This window comes from Streptococcus suis, from assembly GCF_046032515.1.
In the GTDB taxonomy this organism is placed as follows: Bacteria; Bacillota; Bacilli; order Lactobacillales; family Streptococcaceae; genus Streptococcus; species Streptococcus suis_AL.
Genome location: NZ_JARQPJ010000015.1, coordinates 49,848 through 67,245, shown reverse-complemented (window position 1 = coordinate 67,245; position 17,398 = coordinate 49,848). Strand labels below are relative to the sequence as shown.

Here is a 17,398-nt window from a genome sequence, read left to right as displayed (position 1 = left end):
AAGCAGGCTGTGGTAGGATTACCCCAAATGGATAGAGTAGCTAAACTAGCAATTTACAACACGACTTCTTGTCGCACTTCACTATCGGGGTCTTTGGAATCTTTAAACATATCAATAGATAAGCTTCTCCTAAAACAATAGTGCATCCTAATGTTTTCTCCGATTAATAATCTAATTTTACTTAGAATTTGCTGAATATCTGGATCATTTAAGCTATATCCAACAAATACAAATGTTTTACTAATCAAATCTCCACGAAGTGTTTGAATAAAAAGTTTGTGACTCTCATCAAAACTCTCGTAATCATCACGAGTCAATACTGCCTCATAGGGTCTAGAAATATCTCCATGAAATTTATAGACAGTAGTATCAATATTTGGAGGGGTAATTGATAAATCGTTATTATCAATCTTGATATCTACACGTTTTCCAGATTTCTTTAAATTATCTTCAATTAAGTGGTCGTAATTAGTTGTCCAAAAAGTTTCGATAGGCATGCTCGTTAATAGTGTTAGCAAATTATTATCTTTAGAGTTTTTGGTAAATTCTTGTATTAATTTTTGTGAAATCTGATTTTTTGATTGTGCAGAATTTTTATAGTATTGTGCAACTGAAATTAAGTCATGCTCTTTATCAATATTTAGTCCAATCGAATCAGAAAATTGCCGTAATAATTCTTTCCAGTTTACATAACCTGAGGGAACAGAAAGTCCTGCACCAGCAAAAATTGCTGCATTATTTTCTAACATTGCTGCACTAAAATCAGAAATAAATTGTTTTTTTAGTTTTTTCATCTCTCTCCTACCGATAACTATTTATTATCACTAGTATACCATAATTTGTAGTTATTCATATTTTTTGTGTGATAAAATTTCCAAGCTAATCTTGTTATGATGTGCCTATCACTAATAAAGGAGTAAGCTATGTTAAATAAAGTGAAAGCTCGATTTCTGATTGGAGTAGGAGGTTTAATCGCAGTCAGTTTTATGGTCATGATTGGCTATACGATTGGCTCACAATCCGTTTCAAAGCAAACTGAAAACCAAATCCGAGCAGAGGCTAATAAACTTGTGACAAAGGAAAAGCAGGAAGAAAAAGCAACTGTTTTATCAGATGAGTTTGTCAAAGAATTTCTCACTCAATATTTCACCAAGGTTCAGCTGGGTGAAAATAACGCTCGTATCAAGCCTTACATGACGGACTCGGCATTTTCAGAAGAGGAAGCAAATCAGAATAAAGCGATCAATCAAGTTTATAAAGATTATATGCTGGACTACCGATTTGAATCAGCCAGTATCTATGTCAATACAGAAAGCAATGTTGCACTTGCGGAAGTTACCTATCAAGTGACCTATGTTTCTGATTTGAGTGAGCAACAACAGCGAACCACTCAGACAGAAACCAAGACGGTTATGATATCCTACTCCAAAGTTTCCGACAAGCTCTTGGTAAATCAAGTAACCATATGGAATGGAAAACTGGAAGACATGAAAGAAGCCACAGATGATGCTAATTCCAGCATACCAACGATCCAAGGAACTACAACAAGCGAGAACAACTAGCAGGAGACAGTCTTCTGCTTTTTTTGATAGGGAGACAAGATGACACGAATTAAAGCAGTAAAACAAAAGGCTATTTTAGATGTAGCTGAAAGTCTGGGTTATTCCTTCAGACGATTATCAGGACACATTTATGAACACCCAGATCATGATTCCTTTCGGATTTTTGCCGATACCAATACTTTCAAATGGTTTTCAAGAGATATACAAGGGGATGTAATTGACTTTGTTCAATTAGTTTCAGGTGTTACTTTCAAAGAGGCCGTATCCTATCTTGAAGCTGGGGATTTTGAACAGACCAAAGTAATAGAAGAGGTTTATCAACCGTTTCAATATTATTTGCGTGAAGAACCCTTTCAGAAAGCACGTATTTACTTAAAAGACATTCGGGGTCTAAGTGATCAGACTATTAATACCTTTGGTAGACAAGGACTGCTTGCTCAAGCTACTTTTCAATCGGAGCCAGTATTAGTGTTTAAAAGCTTTGACCATAATGGGGCCTTACAGGCAGCAAGCCTACAAGGTCTCGTCAAAAATGAAGAAAGACATGATCGAGGCTATCTCAAAAAAATCATGAAAGGCTCTCATGGCCATGTTGGTATTAGTTTCGATATTGGGAATCCCAAGCGACTCATTTTTTGTGAATCAGTTATCGATATGATGAGTTATTATCAGCTTTACCAAAAGCAATTATCCGATGTTCGCCTGATTTCAATGGAAGGTTTAAAACTTTCTGTGATTGCTTATCAGACCTTGCGTCTAGCAGCAGAGGAACAGGGGAAATTGGCATTTCTAGATACAGTAAATCCAAGCAGACTTAGTCATTATCTTCAGGCAATACAAGAGACGACAACCTTCTTCCAAACTCATTCAAATGCATTAACATTGGCTGTTGATAACGATGAGGCAGGAAGAGAATTTTGTCAGAAACTGTCAGATAAAGGACTTCCGCTTTCTCAAGATTTACCACCATTGCAAGGACTTGAAACAAAGTCAGATTGGAATGATATTGTGAAACAGCAGAGTGAACTATCCTTAAGTGATTGTATCCAAACAGCCCAAGCACAAGTTAATAAGAATCATCCTCCACCTAAACGAGAGCGTGCTATGGAATTGTGATAACAAAATCAAGTCCACTATCATAATCTAGAAAGTGACAAGGAGGACACCCTATGAGTGTGATTGAACGTCTGGCTGAAAAAGTAGCTAGGCAAGAAGAAAAGGTCTCACGTGAGACAGAGAAATTGGAACACTATCGTGACCAACTACAAACAGCTATGTACAGTACCTTTATCAAACGGCAACAATCTAGTCAGTTGTCATTTCATGAAGCACTAGAGCAAGCCTTTGGTAAAGAAACCACACTACACCCAAATTACAGAAATGAGGATACAGAATGAGTAAAACATGGAATTTTGATCAGCCACTAGATGATGTGAAACCAACATCGTCCCATGAAGAACGAGCTAAAATCGCAGCACTCTTCCATAAACAGGATGAAAAACCAATTGAAGAAGTAGATTATGTGGCTGCTTTTGAACAGCAAAAAAAGGAGTCAGAATTTAAAGATGTACAGACACCCGAATTAAAAGTTAAACAAAGTCAGCCGAAGAAAGTAAATATCACAAGTGACTATAAACAACACTTGGCAGATTCCATTGCACAAAACAACAAGGATATTTCCGCCTGTCAGAAGCAAATTGAAGAACTTCATCAATTGATTGATGAAAAGAAAATCCAAAATAAAAAGTTACAGGCTATTTCAGTAGCTATTGATGATTTATAAGTCAGGTAGTCCTATTCGGGCTACCTTTTTACAATTTAAGGAGAAGGTGAAGGTAATGAAATTCTTTCAAAAGAAAACACAGAATCAAGACCGATTTAAACGACTGATTCATAGACTATCAGAGATGTCAGATACTGAACTAACCAAAGTAGAACAACTCCTAGATGTGGTTTTTGATACAAAATTTAAGCCTGATAGGAACGTTGAATTATCTCAAAGCGTTATAACCGATGAGGAACAAAGTCTTGATAAGTCGATCCAAGAAGCGAAAAATAAACTTGACACGGAACAATTGGAAAAAAACATTGAGAGATTTAGACAAGGTAGGCGAGAGAGCAATAATAACAAATAACAGACCAATTATTTTGGCCTGTTTTTTGAAATATGTGTCATCGTTGAATCAAACGAAGTAAAAATATTTCTTGCTTAGTAGGAGGTGTTGTGGTATAATTTAGTTAGATTAGAAGTCATCGAAGGTACAGCAATGTATAACTAGGTGGCCTTTTTTCATATTGCGGAGAGATATTTTATGCCTAATAATGTATTTGAATTAATAAATTTTAAGGACTATTTGCCGTTAGATTTAGATATTACTGATAAAACTAGGTTGGTTTATAGACCAGTATTAGCACCAACTCAATTAAAATGTTCTCTTGAGCCGGCTTTAACTGAAGAACAGTTATATGTCCATATGAAAGAAAACTCTAACTGGTCTTTCAAATACAATGGGAATGATGATTTTTATAAACAGGATTGTATTGACTTTTTAAGAGATATAGACTTCCAATCATTCTCTCAATATGGGAAGTTGGTGGACAGAAAATACATAGAAGCAAAAAGAGTTTACTTATTTGATAGCTACTTTAGAAATTTTCTTCAAGAGATATTGGAGCGTATCGAAGTTTTTTTGAAGAAGAGTACAGCTGATGCTCTGACGATTGGATACAATAAAACTTCTTATATTTTTGAAGATGATACTCTCTATTATTCAGAACAATCTAAATACCGAAAAGAAAATCCTAAGAGGCTGGATATTGTTTTGAAAACAAAATATCATTTGTCACGATTGATTTTGGAAAAACAAGATGATGCCACAATCAAGAATCAGATTAACCAATATGGGGTCGTGTTACCTTGGACCGTTTTTCGTTTAATGACATTTGGAAATATAGCGTCCTTCCTCGTTGCCCTACAACCAGAATATCGAAATAAGGTTGCTGCCTATATTAGTCTTCCCTTGGACAAGGATGATAACATTCCAGCTAAAATCTTATTGTCTTGGTGTAACGCTCTTCGTTATCTTAGGAATATTTGCTCACACAATGGCAGATTATATGGTCGCTTACACCATACACTGCCAGCTTTTCATCATTCTGACAGAGAGTTGCTAGTGACAGACTCAGAGAATGATAGCAAGACACTATTTATCTATTTTATAGCAATGAGACATCTTATCTTGTCAATGTCCATAGAAACTAAGAATTTTTGGAATAAAAAATTACAAAAGCTTCTGGAAGAAAGTAATCAAGAACAAGTGGATTTGAGACACTATGGTTTTCCAAAAAATTGGATGGATTTATTGGCAATAAAGATATGATAAGTGCTTAGATGGACACGGACTAAAAAATAGATTAGAACGGAGGTAAAGTATTGAATCTTATTTCAATCAAAGAATTTGTCGAATTGACTATCAATAATAATCCAGACATCAATCCCAAAGAGCTTGAAGAAACCTTGCGTGCAGTACTTGAAGAAAAAGAAGGAGGGGCAAGGTGTATGAATTGTGGATCTCCTATTTGGGTAGCAGGGAGTGCACTGGTAGGGAGCTACATGTGCTTCACGTGTCTAACAGGTGAAGCCGATGGTAGTGATGATTTTGAAGTTTTAGGTTAAGCTATTTCATTTCAGAAATTTTTCGAGAGCCAAATGGCTCTTTTTCTTTTCCTGTGATAATTTTTTCAGCTCTCTCTTGTTACACTCTATCTAGTTTTAGAAAATCAACCCTTGACTTTTTCTTGGGGGTTTGGGGGCGAAGCCACCATGTTTTCTTATCGTCGGCTGACCAACCTGTAAGGTTTGGGTTCAGCTGGCGATTAGATTTTAGGTTATTGTGGACACAATAACTGAGCTCGCAAAGACCGAACAAGGAACGAGTTAGGTCTTTCGAGGGGTGTCTGACAATGTCAGGCTGCCTCACATTGTCAGACAATGCCTGATTTGAAAGGATGGATAGAATGAAACAAGATATTAGGCTCGTTAGAAAGCAGTTTAGAATGACGAGACAAGAAGAAAAACAGATAAAAGAGATGATGAAAGATCAGCAGATAGAGAGTTTTTCAGAATTTCTTCGGCATAACCTCTTTAAAACTGATGACGATGACAAAAGTATTGAGATGTGGTTTTCCCTATGGCAATCACAAAAGTTAGAACAGGTTAGCCGTGATTTATATGAGGTACTAGTCATCGCTAAGCAAAATCATCAAGTGACTCAAGAGCATGTTTCAATCTTATTGACCTGTGTTCAGGAGTTGATTGTGGAAGTAAGCCAATCACATTCTCTAAGTCAATCATTTCGTGATAAGTATATGAGATAAGAGGTTAGTATGGAATATCGTTACAGAACCAACTTGAAAAAAGTCTTTTTAACAGATAGTGAATTAAAACAACTGAATAATCGTATTGCAGAAAGTAGGAGTAAAAATTTTTCCGAATATGCTAGAAAAGTATTGCTTAATCCAAACATGACATTTTTAACAATTGACACTTCAAATTATAAGGAACTCGTTTTTGAATTGAGAAGGATTGGAAATAACATCAATCAGATTACACGTGCGATTAACCAAAGTCATCTCATTTCTCAGGAACAACTAAAAAGTTTGAGTCAAGGGATTGACGAGATGATTTCTGAAGTTGAGAAAGAGTTTCATATGAATGTTAAAGCGCTAAAGGAGTTTCATGGTAGTCACTAAACACTTTGCGACTCATGGGAAAAAATATCGTAGACGCTTAATCAAATATATTCTCAATCCTGAGAAGACCAATAATCTTGAATTCGTTTCTGATTTTGGAATGAGTAATTACTTGGACTTTCCAACTTATGAAGAGATGGTCAAGATGTACAATATCAATTTCATCAATAATGATGAATTGTATGATTCGAGAAATGACCGTTTGGAAAGAAAACAACAAAAAATTCATGCCCATCATGTGATTCAATCTTTTTCTCCTGAGGACAGCCTCACTCCTGAAGAAATTAATCGTATTGGCTATGAAACAGTGAAAGAATTGACTGGTGGAAATTATCGCTTCATCGTAGCTACTCATACAGACAAGTTACATACCCATAATCATATACTTATCAATTCTGTTGATCTCAATTCAGATAAGAAACTCAAATGGGATTATGCCCAGGAGCGGAACTTACGGATGATTTCTGATCGTATTTCTAAAATGGCTGGTGCAAAAATTATTGAGAAGCGTTATTCCTACCGAGATTATAAAAAATATAGGGAATTTAGTCATAAGTTTGAATTGAAACAACGTCTCTATTTTTTGATGCAGCAATCTAAAGCGTTTGATGATTTTTTAGAGAAAGCAAAGCAGCTGCATGTCCAGATTGATTTTAGTCAGAAGCATAGTCGTTTTTTGATGACTGATAGAACAATGACAAAACCAATTCGAGGTCGCCAACTTAGTAAACGGGACTTATATGATGAAGAATTTTTAAGAACACATTTTGCCAAACAAGAGATTGAAAGTCGTTTAGAATTTTTATTAGAGTCTGTTCATTCACTAGAAGAATTGCATGTAAGAGCAAAAGAGTTGAATCTAACCATAGAGTTAAAACAAAAAAATGTGATTTTTACCCTAGAAGAAGATGGTCAAAAGATTACTCTAAGCCATAAAAAAGTTAGTGATAAGAAATTGTACGACATTCCATTTTTTAACCATTACTTTGAAGACAAAGAGGCAAGAGATATTCAAGCATTAGAAAATATTCAGGAAGATTATCAGACTTTTCAAGAGAAGCAGCATAAGGAGAAAGTCTCCGCAGAAGAAATCGAGGAAGCCTTCAAGAAATACAAGGAAAAACGAGATGCCGTTCATGAGTTTGAAGTTGAACTTACGGATAATCAGATTGAGAAATTAGTTGATGATGGTATCTATATCAAGGTTTCATTTGGTATCAAACAAAGTGGGCTCATCTTTATTCCCAACTATCAGTTGGATATCCTAGAAGGAGAAAATCAGAAAAAATATAAAGTTTACATTCGAGAAACGTCCTCTTACTTTGTCTATAACAAAGTAAACTCGGATAAAAATTGTTTTATCAAAGGGAGAACTTTAATCAGGCAATTGACCAACGATAGCCAAAAACTCCCTTATAGACGACCAACTTTAAAAAGTCTTCAAGAGAAGATTTCTGAAATTAATCTTATGATTGAACTGTCTAACGCAAACAAACAATACCAAGAAATCAAAGATGAGTTTGTATTAGAAATTGCAGAGCTTGATATGAAGCTGGAAGAAACACAAGAAAAAATCGCCACCTTGAACAAGATGGCAGAAGTATTTATTAATCTGAAGAGTGAGGATCACGAAAGTAAGAAATTAGCTAAGTACGACTTCTCTAAAATGAACATGACAGAATCGATAACTCTAGATCAGCTTAATAAAGACATACTGATAATGCAACAGGAATTTGATAAAGAAATTGATGAATATGAGGGATTAGCCAGAAAGTTAGAAACATTTGTAAAAGTGTTAAGTATAGGAGGAACTCTTAAACTCAAACAACGAGATAATATTTCAATGGAGTAAAAAGGTTTGTTGATGACAATAAATATAAATTTTTAAAAATAGATTTCTCTCAATCTCAAAAGTGCATAGAATACTCATTATCATTACTTGAAAATTTGATAATCTTAAAGTAATTATAAGGAGGAATTACTATGTCAGCAATTACAGATAAATGGATAAAACTATTTAATAATGTCAATAATTCTCAGGAGTTAGATACATTTTTAAAGAATGTTTCAGGGAAAGGGCTCAATGAATGGGAACAACTATATAATGACTATGATGAAAGTAAAAATTTACTTATTGAAGAAGCATTAGAACAATGTGAATGGATTTTATATATTCCACAGCAAAGGCTTAAGACTAGAATTAATTGGTTAGATTTATATAAACCATTGTGTTATAAATATGTCCAAAAGATTTATAGTATTGTTGAAACTAAGAATTATATTTCTGATAAACAGACTTTTATAGAAAGTATTGAAGAATATTTTTTTGATATTTGTATGAATATCAGTTATCGTACAGTTGTCTTAGAAATTAATGATTTACGCAGAAATTCAAAACTTCTGGGGGAGAGTAGAGAGGATAGATATAAATACTATATAGATATTTTATTGCGAGATAAAGAGTATATTGTTGATTTTTATAAAAGATACCCAATGTTATATGAGGTATTAGATCAAAAATTAAAAAATATAAGTTTTTATATCCAAGAAATTTTAAATAATTTAGAAGACGACATTCAAGATATTCAGAATTATTTTAAAGTATCGGATTTACAATTATTCAAAATTAATTTTAATGCCGGTGATACTCATTCTAAAGGTAAGACAGTTTGTATATTAAATTTCAAAGATAAGGATATTGTGTATAAGCCTCGTAATATGATATTGGATGTTAATTTAAAATTATTTGCAGAAGAATTTGAAAAGACATTTGGAATCTCGGATACATTATTTATCCCTAAGACTTTAATTAAGAAAGGATATAGCTATGTAGAAATGATTGAAATTCAAGAATGTTCTAGTTTAGAAGATGTTAAAATATATTTTGAAAATATGGGGAAAATTTTAGCATTTTTACATTTGTTTGGTGCAAAAGATTATCATGGAGAAAATGTATTAGCGTCCGGGAGATTTCCTTATTTAATTGATAATGAAACAATTCTTCATTTTAGCGAAAATGAGAAAATTAATACATCTGTACATAAAATGTATGACTTTGTAGCTAACTCAGTATATAGTACAGGTATTTTGCCAATGACACTATATTCAATTAATAATAACAAAGGAATGGAAATAGGTGCATTAAATTCTGGAGCAAGAAGAGAATCTCCTTATTTAACTCATAAGCTGTCTAATGTTGGCACTGATGAAATCAGAATTGAAAAAGTTTTTAAAGAGGTTGGAAGCTTTCCTAGTACTGTTAGATACGAGGGTGAGAATATCTCTTGTTCTAATTATTTACCTCAAGTTCAACAGGGATTTGAAGAGATTTATAGAATCTTTGTTGATAATAAGTCAGTTATCTCAAAAATGATTAAGAAATATTTTAATAATTGTGAAACGAGATACATTTATAGGAATACTAATATATATGTACAATTACTAGAGACAAGTCATCACCCAGAACTATTAAAAAATCGTTATGATTTTGAAATGTATTTTCTTAGATTATATGAATATGGTGATATTTCAAATGAATTTGATAGTAAAATGATTCATGATGAGATTAATCAATTGAAAAATGATGATGTTCCGATTTTTTATTCCGATTCATCTAATAATAATATTTCAAATGGAGTTAAGGAGTATATTTTATCACTTGAGGGTGAAAGTATTGTAGAGAAAATTTTAAATAGAATAAAAATAGCATCTACTTCAAACTTAGTTCGTCAGAAGAGAATCATTAATATGTCTTTTATGGGAACAGAATTATTTGTAAAAAATATTGAACCACTTAAAAGAAAAGACTTTGGAAGAGAATTATTTGTAAAAAGACTATTATCTAGTAGGTTTGAACATGATGGCGAAATTAGTTGGTTAGCAATGCTAGCTATGGATAAAAATTATGACATATCACCTATGAAGTATGATTTATATTCAGGTACAGCAGGTATTTTACTTGGAATCAATAGTTTAGAAATCAAGGAGTTAGAAGAACTTTTTTCTGGAGTAATGAAATACACTGTTAACTACATAAAGGATTTTAGTTCTGATATTACGTATCAAAATATTGGGGCTTTTACTGGAATTTATGGCTATCTATATGCATTGTGTGTATTAAAGGAGAGTAATAAAGATATTCCTTTAGAGATTGAAACATGTATCTTTGAAACCATTTTTAGAACTAAAGATATAGTTTCAAATTTAGATAATTTGGATATTATAGGTGGGATTTCTGGTATTTTAGGTGTTTTATTGAAAGTCAATAGTACATTTAAAGGAAATTTAGATATATTAAATTTAACAGATAAGTTGATGAAACTAATTGTTCAACGTCTGCTTAAAATATATGCTGAAGAAGGGGGCTGGATTTCAGAAGATCCAGGGTATGCTCACGGGAATTACGGTGTAATTGTTCAGTTATATAAATATAGTTTAAGTTTAAGTACAGATTCAAATATTAGAAAAATGATTATTCAGTGTGTACAAGACTATTTAAGGAAAGAGAGAGAGGAGCTAGATCACAATAGAGTTCTAAAATTAAGAAAAAATGCTAAATACTACTCATGGTGTAATGGTATTGTTGGTATTGTAAAAGCTAAGCATTATTTGTTAATTAATGGGTTATCAGACAAATTGTTATCTGAAGAAGTGGAATATTACAGCAAAGATATACTAACTAATGGATTAAATTTGGATAATTCAATTTGTCATGGGAATGTGGGTAATTTGGTGATTTTGGATTCAATTTTACCTGTTCAAACTAATCAATTTGAAAATGCGATACATCAGGAAAGCAATCAATATTTATTAGAAAAAATGACCTATGAAACTGATGATTGGGGTGTTTTGACAGGTGAAATGGGAATATTGATGGCTAATTATAAGGCAGGTAGAAAATGTCTTAATGAATTGCTATTATTAAATTAAGTGGTAAAAAGTTAATAGAAAGTTGATTAATTTTTAGTTGATTTTTTAGAAAAAAGGGTGCACTAAAAACACCTAGCGAAAAACGTTTTTTCGCCAGCTTATCCAAGGACATGTGCCGATAATCACTTATCTTCCATAAGCCTCCTTGGTGGCGTATAGAGTTGGCGGTTGCGTAGTAGCGCATCCACCAGACGCACAAATTTTCTAGCGGTTAAGACGATGGCTCGTTTGTGTTGATGTTTAGGAACTTCTTGATACTTCTTCATATAAAAGGTTTGATACTCACTATCATGTCGCCTCACCGAGTTGGCGGCTTCAACTAAGTAATAGCGAAGATAGCGATTGCCTCGTTTTACAAGTTCCGTATTTTGAGAGTTAGTGTTCCTAGATTGATACTGTTTCCAATTCAATCCTGCATATTTAGCGACTTGAGGATGATCTCTAAATCGCTAAATCTGTCCAATTTCAGCGATAATTCCTGCAGCGTAAACTTTACCAACACCAGGCATAGAAGATAAACACTGGTATTCGGGAATAACTTCTACCATGTCTTCAATAGCTTTATCAATATCCTTAATCATTTGTTCCAGATTTCTGATTTCTCGAGCTAATAGCCCAAGAATGACATTGACAGAATCCTGTTGGAGTTTAGAGAGACGATAAGAACCACGAATGACCGCTTGAATAGCTTTCGCTAGCTTTTCAGTAGCTTTGAATCATCCTCTTCCTAGTTTCTGGAGAAATTCTGCCAGATCTTCGAGAGCAATAGTGGCTAATTCGTCTAGGGAGTAGTCTTCTGTCATAAGAGAGATGATTGTACTAGACCAGAGATTGGTCGAGAGGTTCTCATTCTTGATTTCAGTTGATAAGGTATTGCACTTGTAGTAGATGTTCTCAATAAAGTGCTGCTTGGTCTTGGTCAACTGCTCAATGAGTTGAAGCCTGGTTCTGGTCAAGTGCTGGAGCGCCATGTATTTCTCTTCCTTGAGAAAAGCAGGTGAGAATCGCTCGATACGGAAATAATCGGCAATATAGAAGGCATCAAGGGTATCATTCTTGTTTTCTTCAAAGGCTTCCCATTTCTTAATCTTATTGGGCTGTTCGACCATGACCTCAACCTTTAGAGCTTTCAAGTCGCTGTCTTCATGAAAGAACATGGCAGGGTGAAAGCTGTAGAGACTGGTGGCTTCCAAACCAATGACGATGCGTTCAAATGAATAGGAGTCATTGAGTTCAAGAATTTGTTTCTTGATTTCAGAAGCACCTACTAGGTCATTGGGAAGAGAAGCTGTAAAGGGAGTTGTTGTATCACTAAGCATGATTCAGACATCTAATTTGGTAGAGTTAACATCTAAACCGACAAAACATTTCATTTGGAAGGTCTCCTTTCATTTGTATTTGGAAAGTTTCTTGACTACTGTAAGGTTCCCCAGAAACACGTTGGACCAACAGCCTCGCATAAGAGAATTCTAATCACTAGCTCACCTGCCGCCTGTACGCTACTACGTACAGAAGTGAGCATAATGGAAACAGCTAGTGTGTTGGAAGTAGGAACAACGCTTGGGTAACAGACTTTAAAATGAAGTCTAAGCAACAAGGAGGAAAAGAAACAACCATGAGTCCATTCCATGACTCTATTGTTCTGGAAAACCTTGCAATAGTCAAGTTAACGTTTTTACAATTATTAAAAATTTGGAATTGAAAAATCCCCATAAACTTATTTTACGAGGAGGAATGTAATGAAGAGAAGAGTACCATTTATAGAACAGCATCAAAAAACAGAGTGCGGTTTATGTTGTGTAGCAATGGTATCAAGTTATTTTGATCATGAGATTTCTGTCAAAGCTTTACGTAATATTCAAGAAACCGGAAGGGATGGAACAAATTTTGGAAATTTAATTGATATATTAGAAAATATTGGATTTTCTATTAAGTCGTTTCGTTATCCTAAAGAACAAGTTGAAAATTTCTCTAAAATTTTGACTCCAGCAATTGCCTTATGGCAAAGTAAACATTTTGTAGTAATTGAGAAGGCAAATGAAAAATTTGTATGGATTGTCGATCCAGAGCTTGGTAGAATTAGATATAGTTTGGAAGAATTTTCAGAAGGTTTTTCAGAGTATCTAATCAGTATAGTAGATAGTTCACAAGTATCTAGTAGAAAGAGTAAAGAAAACTTTCAAGTAGTTTATAAACAGTTGTTAAAAACTTGGTCATATTTTATTCCATTACTTTTTTTAACACTAGGTAGTTATGGAGTAAATTTTATTTTTCCTCTATGGATGCAACAAATTTTAAACGAAGTATCGCAGGGAGTATTTATTAAACAATTCGATTTATTACTTAGATTCTTAGGTTTTGTCTCCATATATTTTATTATCATGTTGTGCCAGAGATATTTTGCAATTATATTAACAAGTACTATTGATGAGGGACTAAACAATAGTGTGATAAGTAACCTATTTAAATTACCTTATAAATTTTTTTCTACTAGAAGTAGCGGAGATTTAATCTACTCAATAAATGGTTTGTCTAGAATCAGACAGTTATTTACAAATCAGTTTATACTTGGGATTTTAGATATAGGGTTTGCTATTTGCATTTTAATCTATTTTGCTAGATTTAATTATATTATATCCTTATTAGCTATTCTATTGCTTTTTTTGAATCTTTCTATATTATTCTTGACCAAACAGAGTTTAGAACAAAGAAATAAGTCATTTATAATTTCTCAAAATGACTTACAGAATAAACAAATTGAAATGGTTTATTCTATGATGGGAATTAAAATGGAAGGTTTTGAAGACCAGACATATAAGCAGTGGAAGAGTTTATTTGATAAAAATATATATAGGTATAAATGTAGCGAAATTTTTTCAGGATTTGTGAATTCGTTATTTACTATTATCACATTTATTTCACCTTTTGTATTGCTATTTGTTTCCTTACAATCAAATAGTAGTGTTGGTATAGGAAGTGTATTTGCACTTTATTCTTTAAGTACTCTTTTATTCAGTAAAACTAATAATATTTTTGAAACAGTAGTATCATTTTATAATAGTAAAACGTTTTTAGCTAGGATAGTTGAAATTTTAGAAGAAGACATGGAGGAAAATGGACAATTAAAATTTGATTTAAAAGGTGATATTGAATTAAGAAATGTATCATTTTCATATACAAAAGATAGTAAAAAAGTTTTAGAAAATATTTCTTTAGAAATAAAACAAGGAGAGCAGGTTGCAATTGTCGGATCATCTGGTTCTGGAAAAAGCACTCTATCTAAGTTATTAATTGGTCTATATCCAGCAAGTTCAGGAAAAATATTGTTTGATAATATAGATTATGATGAATTTGAGAAAAAATACTTACGTCAACAAATTGGAATTGTGCCTCAAGATATGACGCTTTTTAATAAAACTATTCTTGAAAATATTATAGGTGATAATATTATTTCACAAGAAGAAGTAGAGGAAATTTGTAAATTAGTAAATATTCACGATGAAATCCAAAATATGCCTATGGGGTATCATACGATAGTTTCGGAGATGGGATTGAACTTGTCTGGTGGGCAACGTCAAAGAATTATTTTGGCTAGAGCATTAGTCAAGAAACCTCGAATTATGCTCTTAGATGAAGCGACAAGCTATTTAGATAATGTAAACGAAAAACAAATAATGAGAAAATTTAAAGAGCAGAATATTACTATAATTTTGATTGCACATCGTTTATCTACAATTATTGACTCTGATCAGATTTTTGTTATGGACAATGGAAAAATTTCTGAGAGAGGGACGCATAGAGAGCTATTAAATAATAGAGATGGTTTATACAGTCAACTTTATCAAATGAATTATTAATTTTAATAAAAAATCTCAAGTTTAAGTTATTTTGCATCAAATGAGTTGATTATGCTTATCATTTGTATCATACTTCCAAGAAAAGTAAGAATAATCTTATGTTTCAGAGATATGGAGTTTAATTTTATAGTATCACTTACTAACAATATTGGAAAATGTAAAAAAAATTGAAAAGAATCCTACTTCGTCAAGGATAGTGAGTGATTTACCATAACATACGAGAGAATCAAGATGGTTCTCTCTTTTTATTAGATTTCCTGCAAAACAAAATAATTATTTAGAATTTTAGAAAATTTTGCAAAACCTCATTTGTCAAATTAAGTTAGATATTTTGAAATAACTCAGAAAAACTTGGTGTAGAGTTTGGTAGTTCAAGGATTTTCTAGAAATTAGATTTCTTTTACCGATTATAGCTGATAATAATTCTTGGGAAATCTTATTGAAGGCTATCTGATTTGGAAGCCCATGTTTCCGTAGTGAGCCAGGATGTTCATTGAAGCCTCGTTAACCAAGGGGTTGTATTGACCCCAAAAAGTTGGATACTTAATAAATGCTTGCTAGACTTTAAAATCTCGGAAATCTCTGTTACAATAGTCATAAGTTTTATATCTTTCTAAGGGAATGTGGTGTTCTCCTAGGATATAGGACTTTTTTCGTTTTGTAAAGGTGTTTCCGAGATTTATTTTACACTAACTGAGAGTATACTGTCATTTGGGAGAGCGTAATCGCGTGAAACTTGTCTTAAAGAATAGCTCTGAAGGGACACTGTATCCATTATTTCTTTAACTCAAGAGAGTAGTATGTATTTTTGGTCTTTTTGACCACTTCAATACCATAGCGGTCCATCAAGCGAATCAGATACTTCAGTCCACTGACGTTGACATCAAATTGGCTACAAATCTGTGACCAACTAACTCCTTGTTTTTTTAGCTTGTATATCTCTAATTTATCCTCATGGGTCAATTGGAGATTTTTCGTTATCGGTGATTGTCTTGTATAATCTTAGCTTATGTAAATAGGCTCTTAGAACTTCTTTTTGTTAGTGTATTCTCATTGGGAAAATGTTTTAGAAGATAGGTGGTATATTTTTCTAAATCAAGCTTATGTTGCTTGGTAATTGCCAAGAGGTTCATAATGATATTTCTCTGAAAGAATAGCCAATTTTGTTAGTCAAATTGCCATAGATTAATACCTTATTCAAAATGGTTTCTATTGTTTCTTGATTGAGAGCTTGAAACAAGGTAAGTTTTAATTTAATTTTCTAATACGAACTTTAAGAACAGATTATTTTTGTTTTTCTGATAACAACGACAAGATTGTGGAATTTCCAAAGAAATACTCCATTGTGACATCAATATAGCCTCCAACTTTAGCAGTATGCTGAAGGTGTGAGAATTATGATAGATACATTGTCATAGAGCTAAATTGATTGTTCCATTTTAATTGTTCAAGCTAGCTTGACATAGATAGAAAAAGATACTTCACACGGAGTCTATTACTATATTAGAATATATAGCTAATCAATCTGTATTGTCATTTTTAAAGCGTTCAATATTATTGCACGATTTACTCATTACTAAAGCTATTTAACGATGTATACTTAGTAGTGTAAAGATGATCATCTAAAAAAAGAAAGGAGAGTTGTTTATGACTAAAGATATTCATAAACGTGAAGAAATTGATAGTCTTGATTTTGAAGTAAACGAGCAAGAGCTTTCAGGCAAATCAGGTTCAGGCTGGTTCACGGCAGTTCAATTAAGTCTAGCAGGTCGTTGCGGTCGATGGTTTACGGGTTCATTTGAATGTACTAGTAACAACGTAAGTTGTGGTAAATAAAAATAGGAGAAAACGATGGAAAACAAGAAAATGTCATCAGAGATTGATAATTTGGATTTTGAAGTAAAAGAACAAGAACTTTCGGGTAAATCAGGTTCAGGCTGGTTTACGGCAGTTCAATTAAGTCTAGCAGGTCGTTGTGGTCGATGGTTTACAGGTTCATTTGAATGTACTAGTAATCATGTAAAATGTGGTTAACTAAGGATTAGAAAATTTTATTCTGATAAATAGAGTTTGTTAAATTTACTATAAACAAGGAAAGTTTTGCGAGGGACAATATGAAAAATAAGCAATATAATTCAGAAATTGACACTTTAGACTTTGAAATTAGCACTCAAGAATTGGAAGGAACTTCTGGTGCAGGAGGCTGGTATTCAGCATTTAAAATGACTCTGGCTGGTCGCTGCGGTCGATGTTTCACATGTTCTTATGAATGTACAAGTAATAATGTTAATTGTTAAT

General features: G+C 33.0%; 16 protein-coding genes and 1 pseudogene. 15 read left to right on the top strand and 2 right to left on the bottom strand.

Features of this window, described 5'->3' with window-relative positions:
- Positions 1 to 53: 53 nt before the first annotated feature.
- A complete protein-coding gene (locus tag P7J49_RS07920) occupies positions 54 to 794 on the bottom strand; it encodes an SIR2 family protein (RefSeq protein WP_408570354.1) in 741 nt (246 codons plus the stop codon).
- Positions 795 to 923: 129 nt separating this feature from the next.
- Here P7J49_RS07920 and P7J49_RS07915 point away from each other — a divergent pair, with 129 nt between their 5' ends.
- The 11 genes from P7J49_RS07915 (at position 924) to lanM (ending at position 11,243) form a co-directional block, all read left to right on the top strand.
- On the top strand, positions 924 to 1,562 hold the full coding sequence (locus P7J49_RS07915) for a peptidylprolyl isomerase (RefSeq protein WP_408570353.1): 639 nt from the start codon (positions 924 to 926) through the stop codon (positions 1,560 to 1,562).
- A 39-nt stretch (positions 1,563 to 1,601) separates the two neighbouring features.
- Positions 1,602 to 2,678, top strand: a complete 1,077-nt coding sequence (locus tag P7J49_RS07910) for a DNA primase (protein ID WP_408570352.1) — start codon at positions 1,602 to 1,604, stop codon at positions 2,676 to 2,678.
- 53 nt (positions 2,679 to 2,731) lie between these two features.
- On the top strand, positions 2,732 to 2,959 hold the full coding sequence (locus P7J49_RS07905) for a DUF5965 family protein (RefSeq protein ID WP_000110922.1): 228 nt from the start codon (positions 2,732 to 2,734) through the stop codon (positions 2,957 to 2,959).
- Positions 2,956 to 3,345 (top strand): DUF5945 family protein, encoded by a 390-nt coding sequence (locus P7J49_RS07900; RefSeq protein ID WP_029187302.1) that lies wholly within the window; start codon positions 2,956 to 2,958, stop codon positions 3,343 to 3,345. The genes P7J49_RS07905 and P7J49_RS07900 overlap by 4 nt, the downstream gene beginning before the upstream one ends.
- 55 nt (positions 3,346 to 3,400) lie before the next feature.
- On the top strand, positions 3,401 to 3,697 hold the full coding sequence (locus P7J49_RS07895; RefSeq protein ID WP_029187301.1) for a hypothetical protein: 297 nt from the start codon (positions 3,401 to 3,403) through the stop codon (positions 3,695 to 3,697).
- A gap of 177 nt (positions 3,698 to 3,874) precedes the next feature.
- Positions 3,875 to 4,942, top strand: coding sequence for an Abi family protein (locus tag P7J49_RS07890; protein WP_017768987.1), 1,068 nt, complete (start codon positions 3,875 to 3,877; stop codon positions 4,940 to 4,942).
- Positions 4,943 to 4,995: 53 nt separating this feature from the next.
- Positions 4,996 to 5,238: a hypothetical protein gene (locus P7J49_RS07885; protein WP_002936408.1), complete on the top strand. Its 243-nt coding sequence runs from the start codon at positions 4,996 to 4,998 to the stop codon at positions 5,236 to 5,238.
- Between the two features lie 341 nt (positions 5,239 to 5,579).
- On the top strand, positions 5,580 to 5,939 hold the full coding sequence (locus P7J49_RS07880) for an SAG1252 family conjugative relaxosome accessory protein (protein WP_024394064.1): 360 nt from the start codon (positions 5,580 to 5,582) through the stop codon (positions 5,937 to 5,939).
- A gap of 9 nt (positions 5,940 to 5,948) precedes the next feature.
- Positions 5,949 to 6,314: a MobC family plasmid mobilization relaxosome protein gene (locus P7J49_RS07875; protein WP_024394063.1), complete on the top strand. Its 366-nt coding sequence runs from the start codon at positions 5,949 to 5,951 to the stop codon at positions 6,312 to 6,314.
- A complete protein-coding gene (locus tag P7J49_RS07870) occupies positions 6,301 to 8,166 on the top strand; it encodes an SAG1250 family conjugative relaxase (RefSeq protein ID WP_408570351.1) in 1,866 nt (621 codons plus the stop codon). The genes P7J49_RS07875 and P7J49_RS07870 overlap by 14 nt, the downstream gene beginning before the upstream one ends.
- 131 nt (positions 8,167 to 8,297) lie before the next feature.
- Positions 8,298 to 11,243, top strand: coding sequence for a type 2 lanthipeptide synthetase LanM (gene lanM, locus P7J49_RS07865; protein WP_408570350.1), 2,946 nt, complete (start codon positions 8,298 to 8,300; stop codon positions 11,241 to 11,243).
- Positions 11,244 to 11,365: 122 nt separating this feature from the next.
- On the opposite strand, the pseudogene P7J49_RS07860 reads toward lanM, so the two are convergent.
- Positions 11,366 to 12,562, bottom strand: a pseudogene (locus tag P7J49_RS07860) (IS110 family transposase).
- A 420-nt stretch (positions 12,563 to 12,982) separates the two neighbouring features.
- Between P7J49_RS07860 and P7J49_RS07855 the strand changes: the two are divergent.
- The 4 genes from P7J49_RS07855 (at position 12,983) to slmA (P7J49_RS07840) (ending at position 17,397) form a co-directional block, all read left to right on the top strand.
- Positions 12,983 to 15,100, top strand: a complete 2,118-nt coding sequence (locus tag P7J49_RS07855) for a peptidase domain-containing ABC transporter (RefSeq protein WP_024394060.1) — start codon at positions 12,983 to 12,985, stop codon at positions 15,098 to 15,100.
- Between the two features lie 1,647 nt (positions 15,101 to 16,747).
- On the top strand, positions 16,748 to 16,936 hold the full coding sequence (gene slmA / locus P7J49_RS07850) for a salivaricin M family lantibiotic (RefSeq protein ID WP_024394059.1): 189 nt from the start codon (positions 16,748 to 16,750) through the stop codon (positions 16,934 to 16,936).
- A 15-nt stretch (positions 16,937 to 16,951) separates the two neighbouring features.
- A complete protein-coding gene (gene slmA / locus P7J49_RS07845) occupies positions 16,952 to 17,134 on the top strand; it encodes a salivaricin M family lantibiotic (RefSeq protein ID WP_024394058.1) in 183 nt (60 codons plus the stop codon).
- A gap of 80 nt (positions 17,135 to 17,214) precedes the next feature.
- On the top strand, positions 17,215 to 17,397 hold the full coding sequence (gene slmA, locus P7J49_RS07840; RefSeq protein ID WP_024394057.1) for a salivaricin M family lantibiotic: 183 nt from the start codon (positions 17,215 to 17,217) through the stop codon (positions 17,395 to 17,397).
- The last annotated feature ends 1 nt before the right edge of the window (position 17,398 follow it).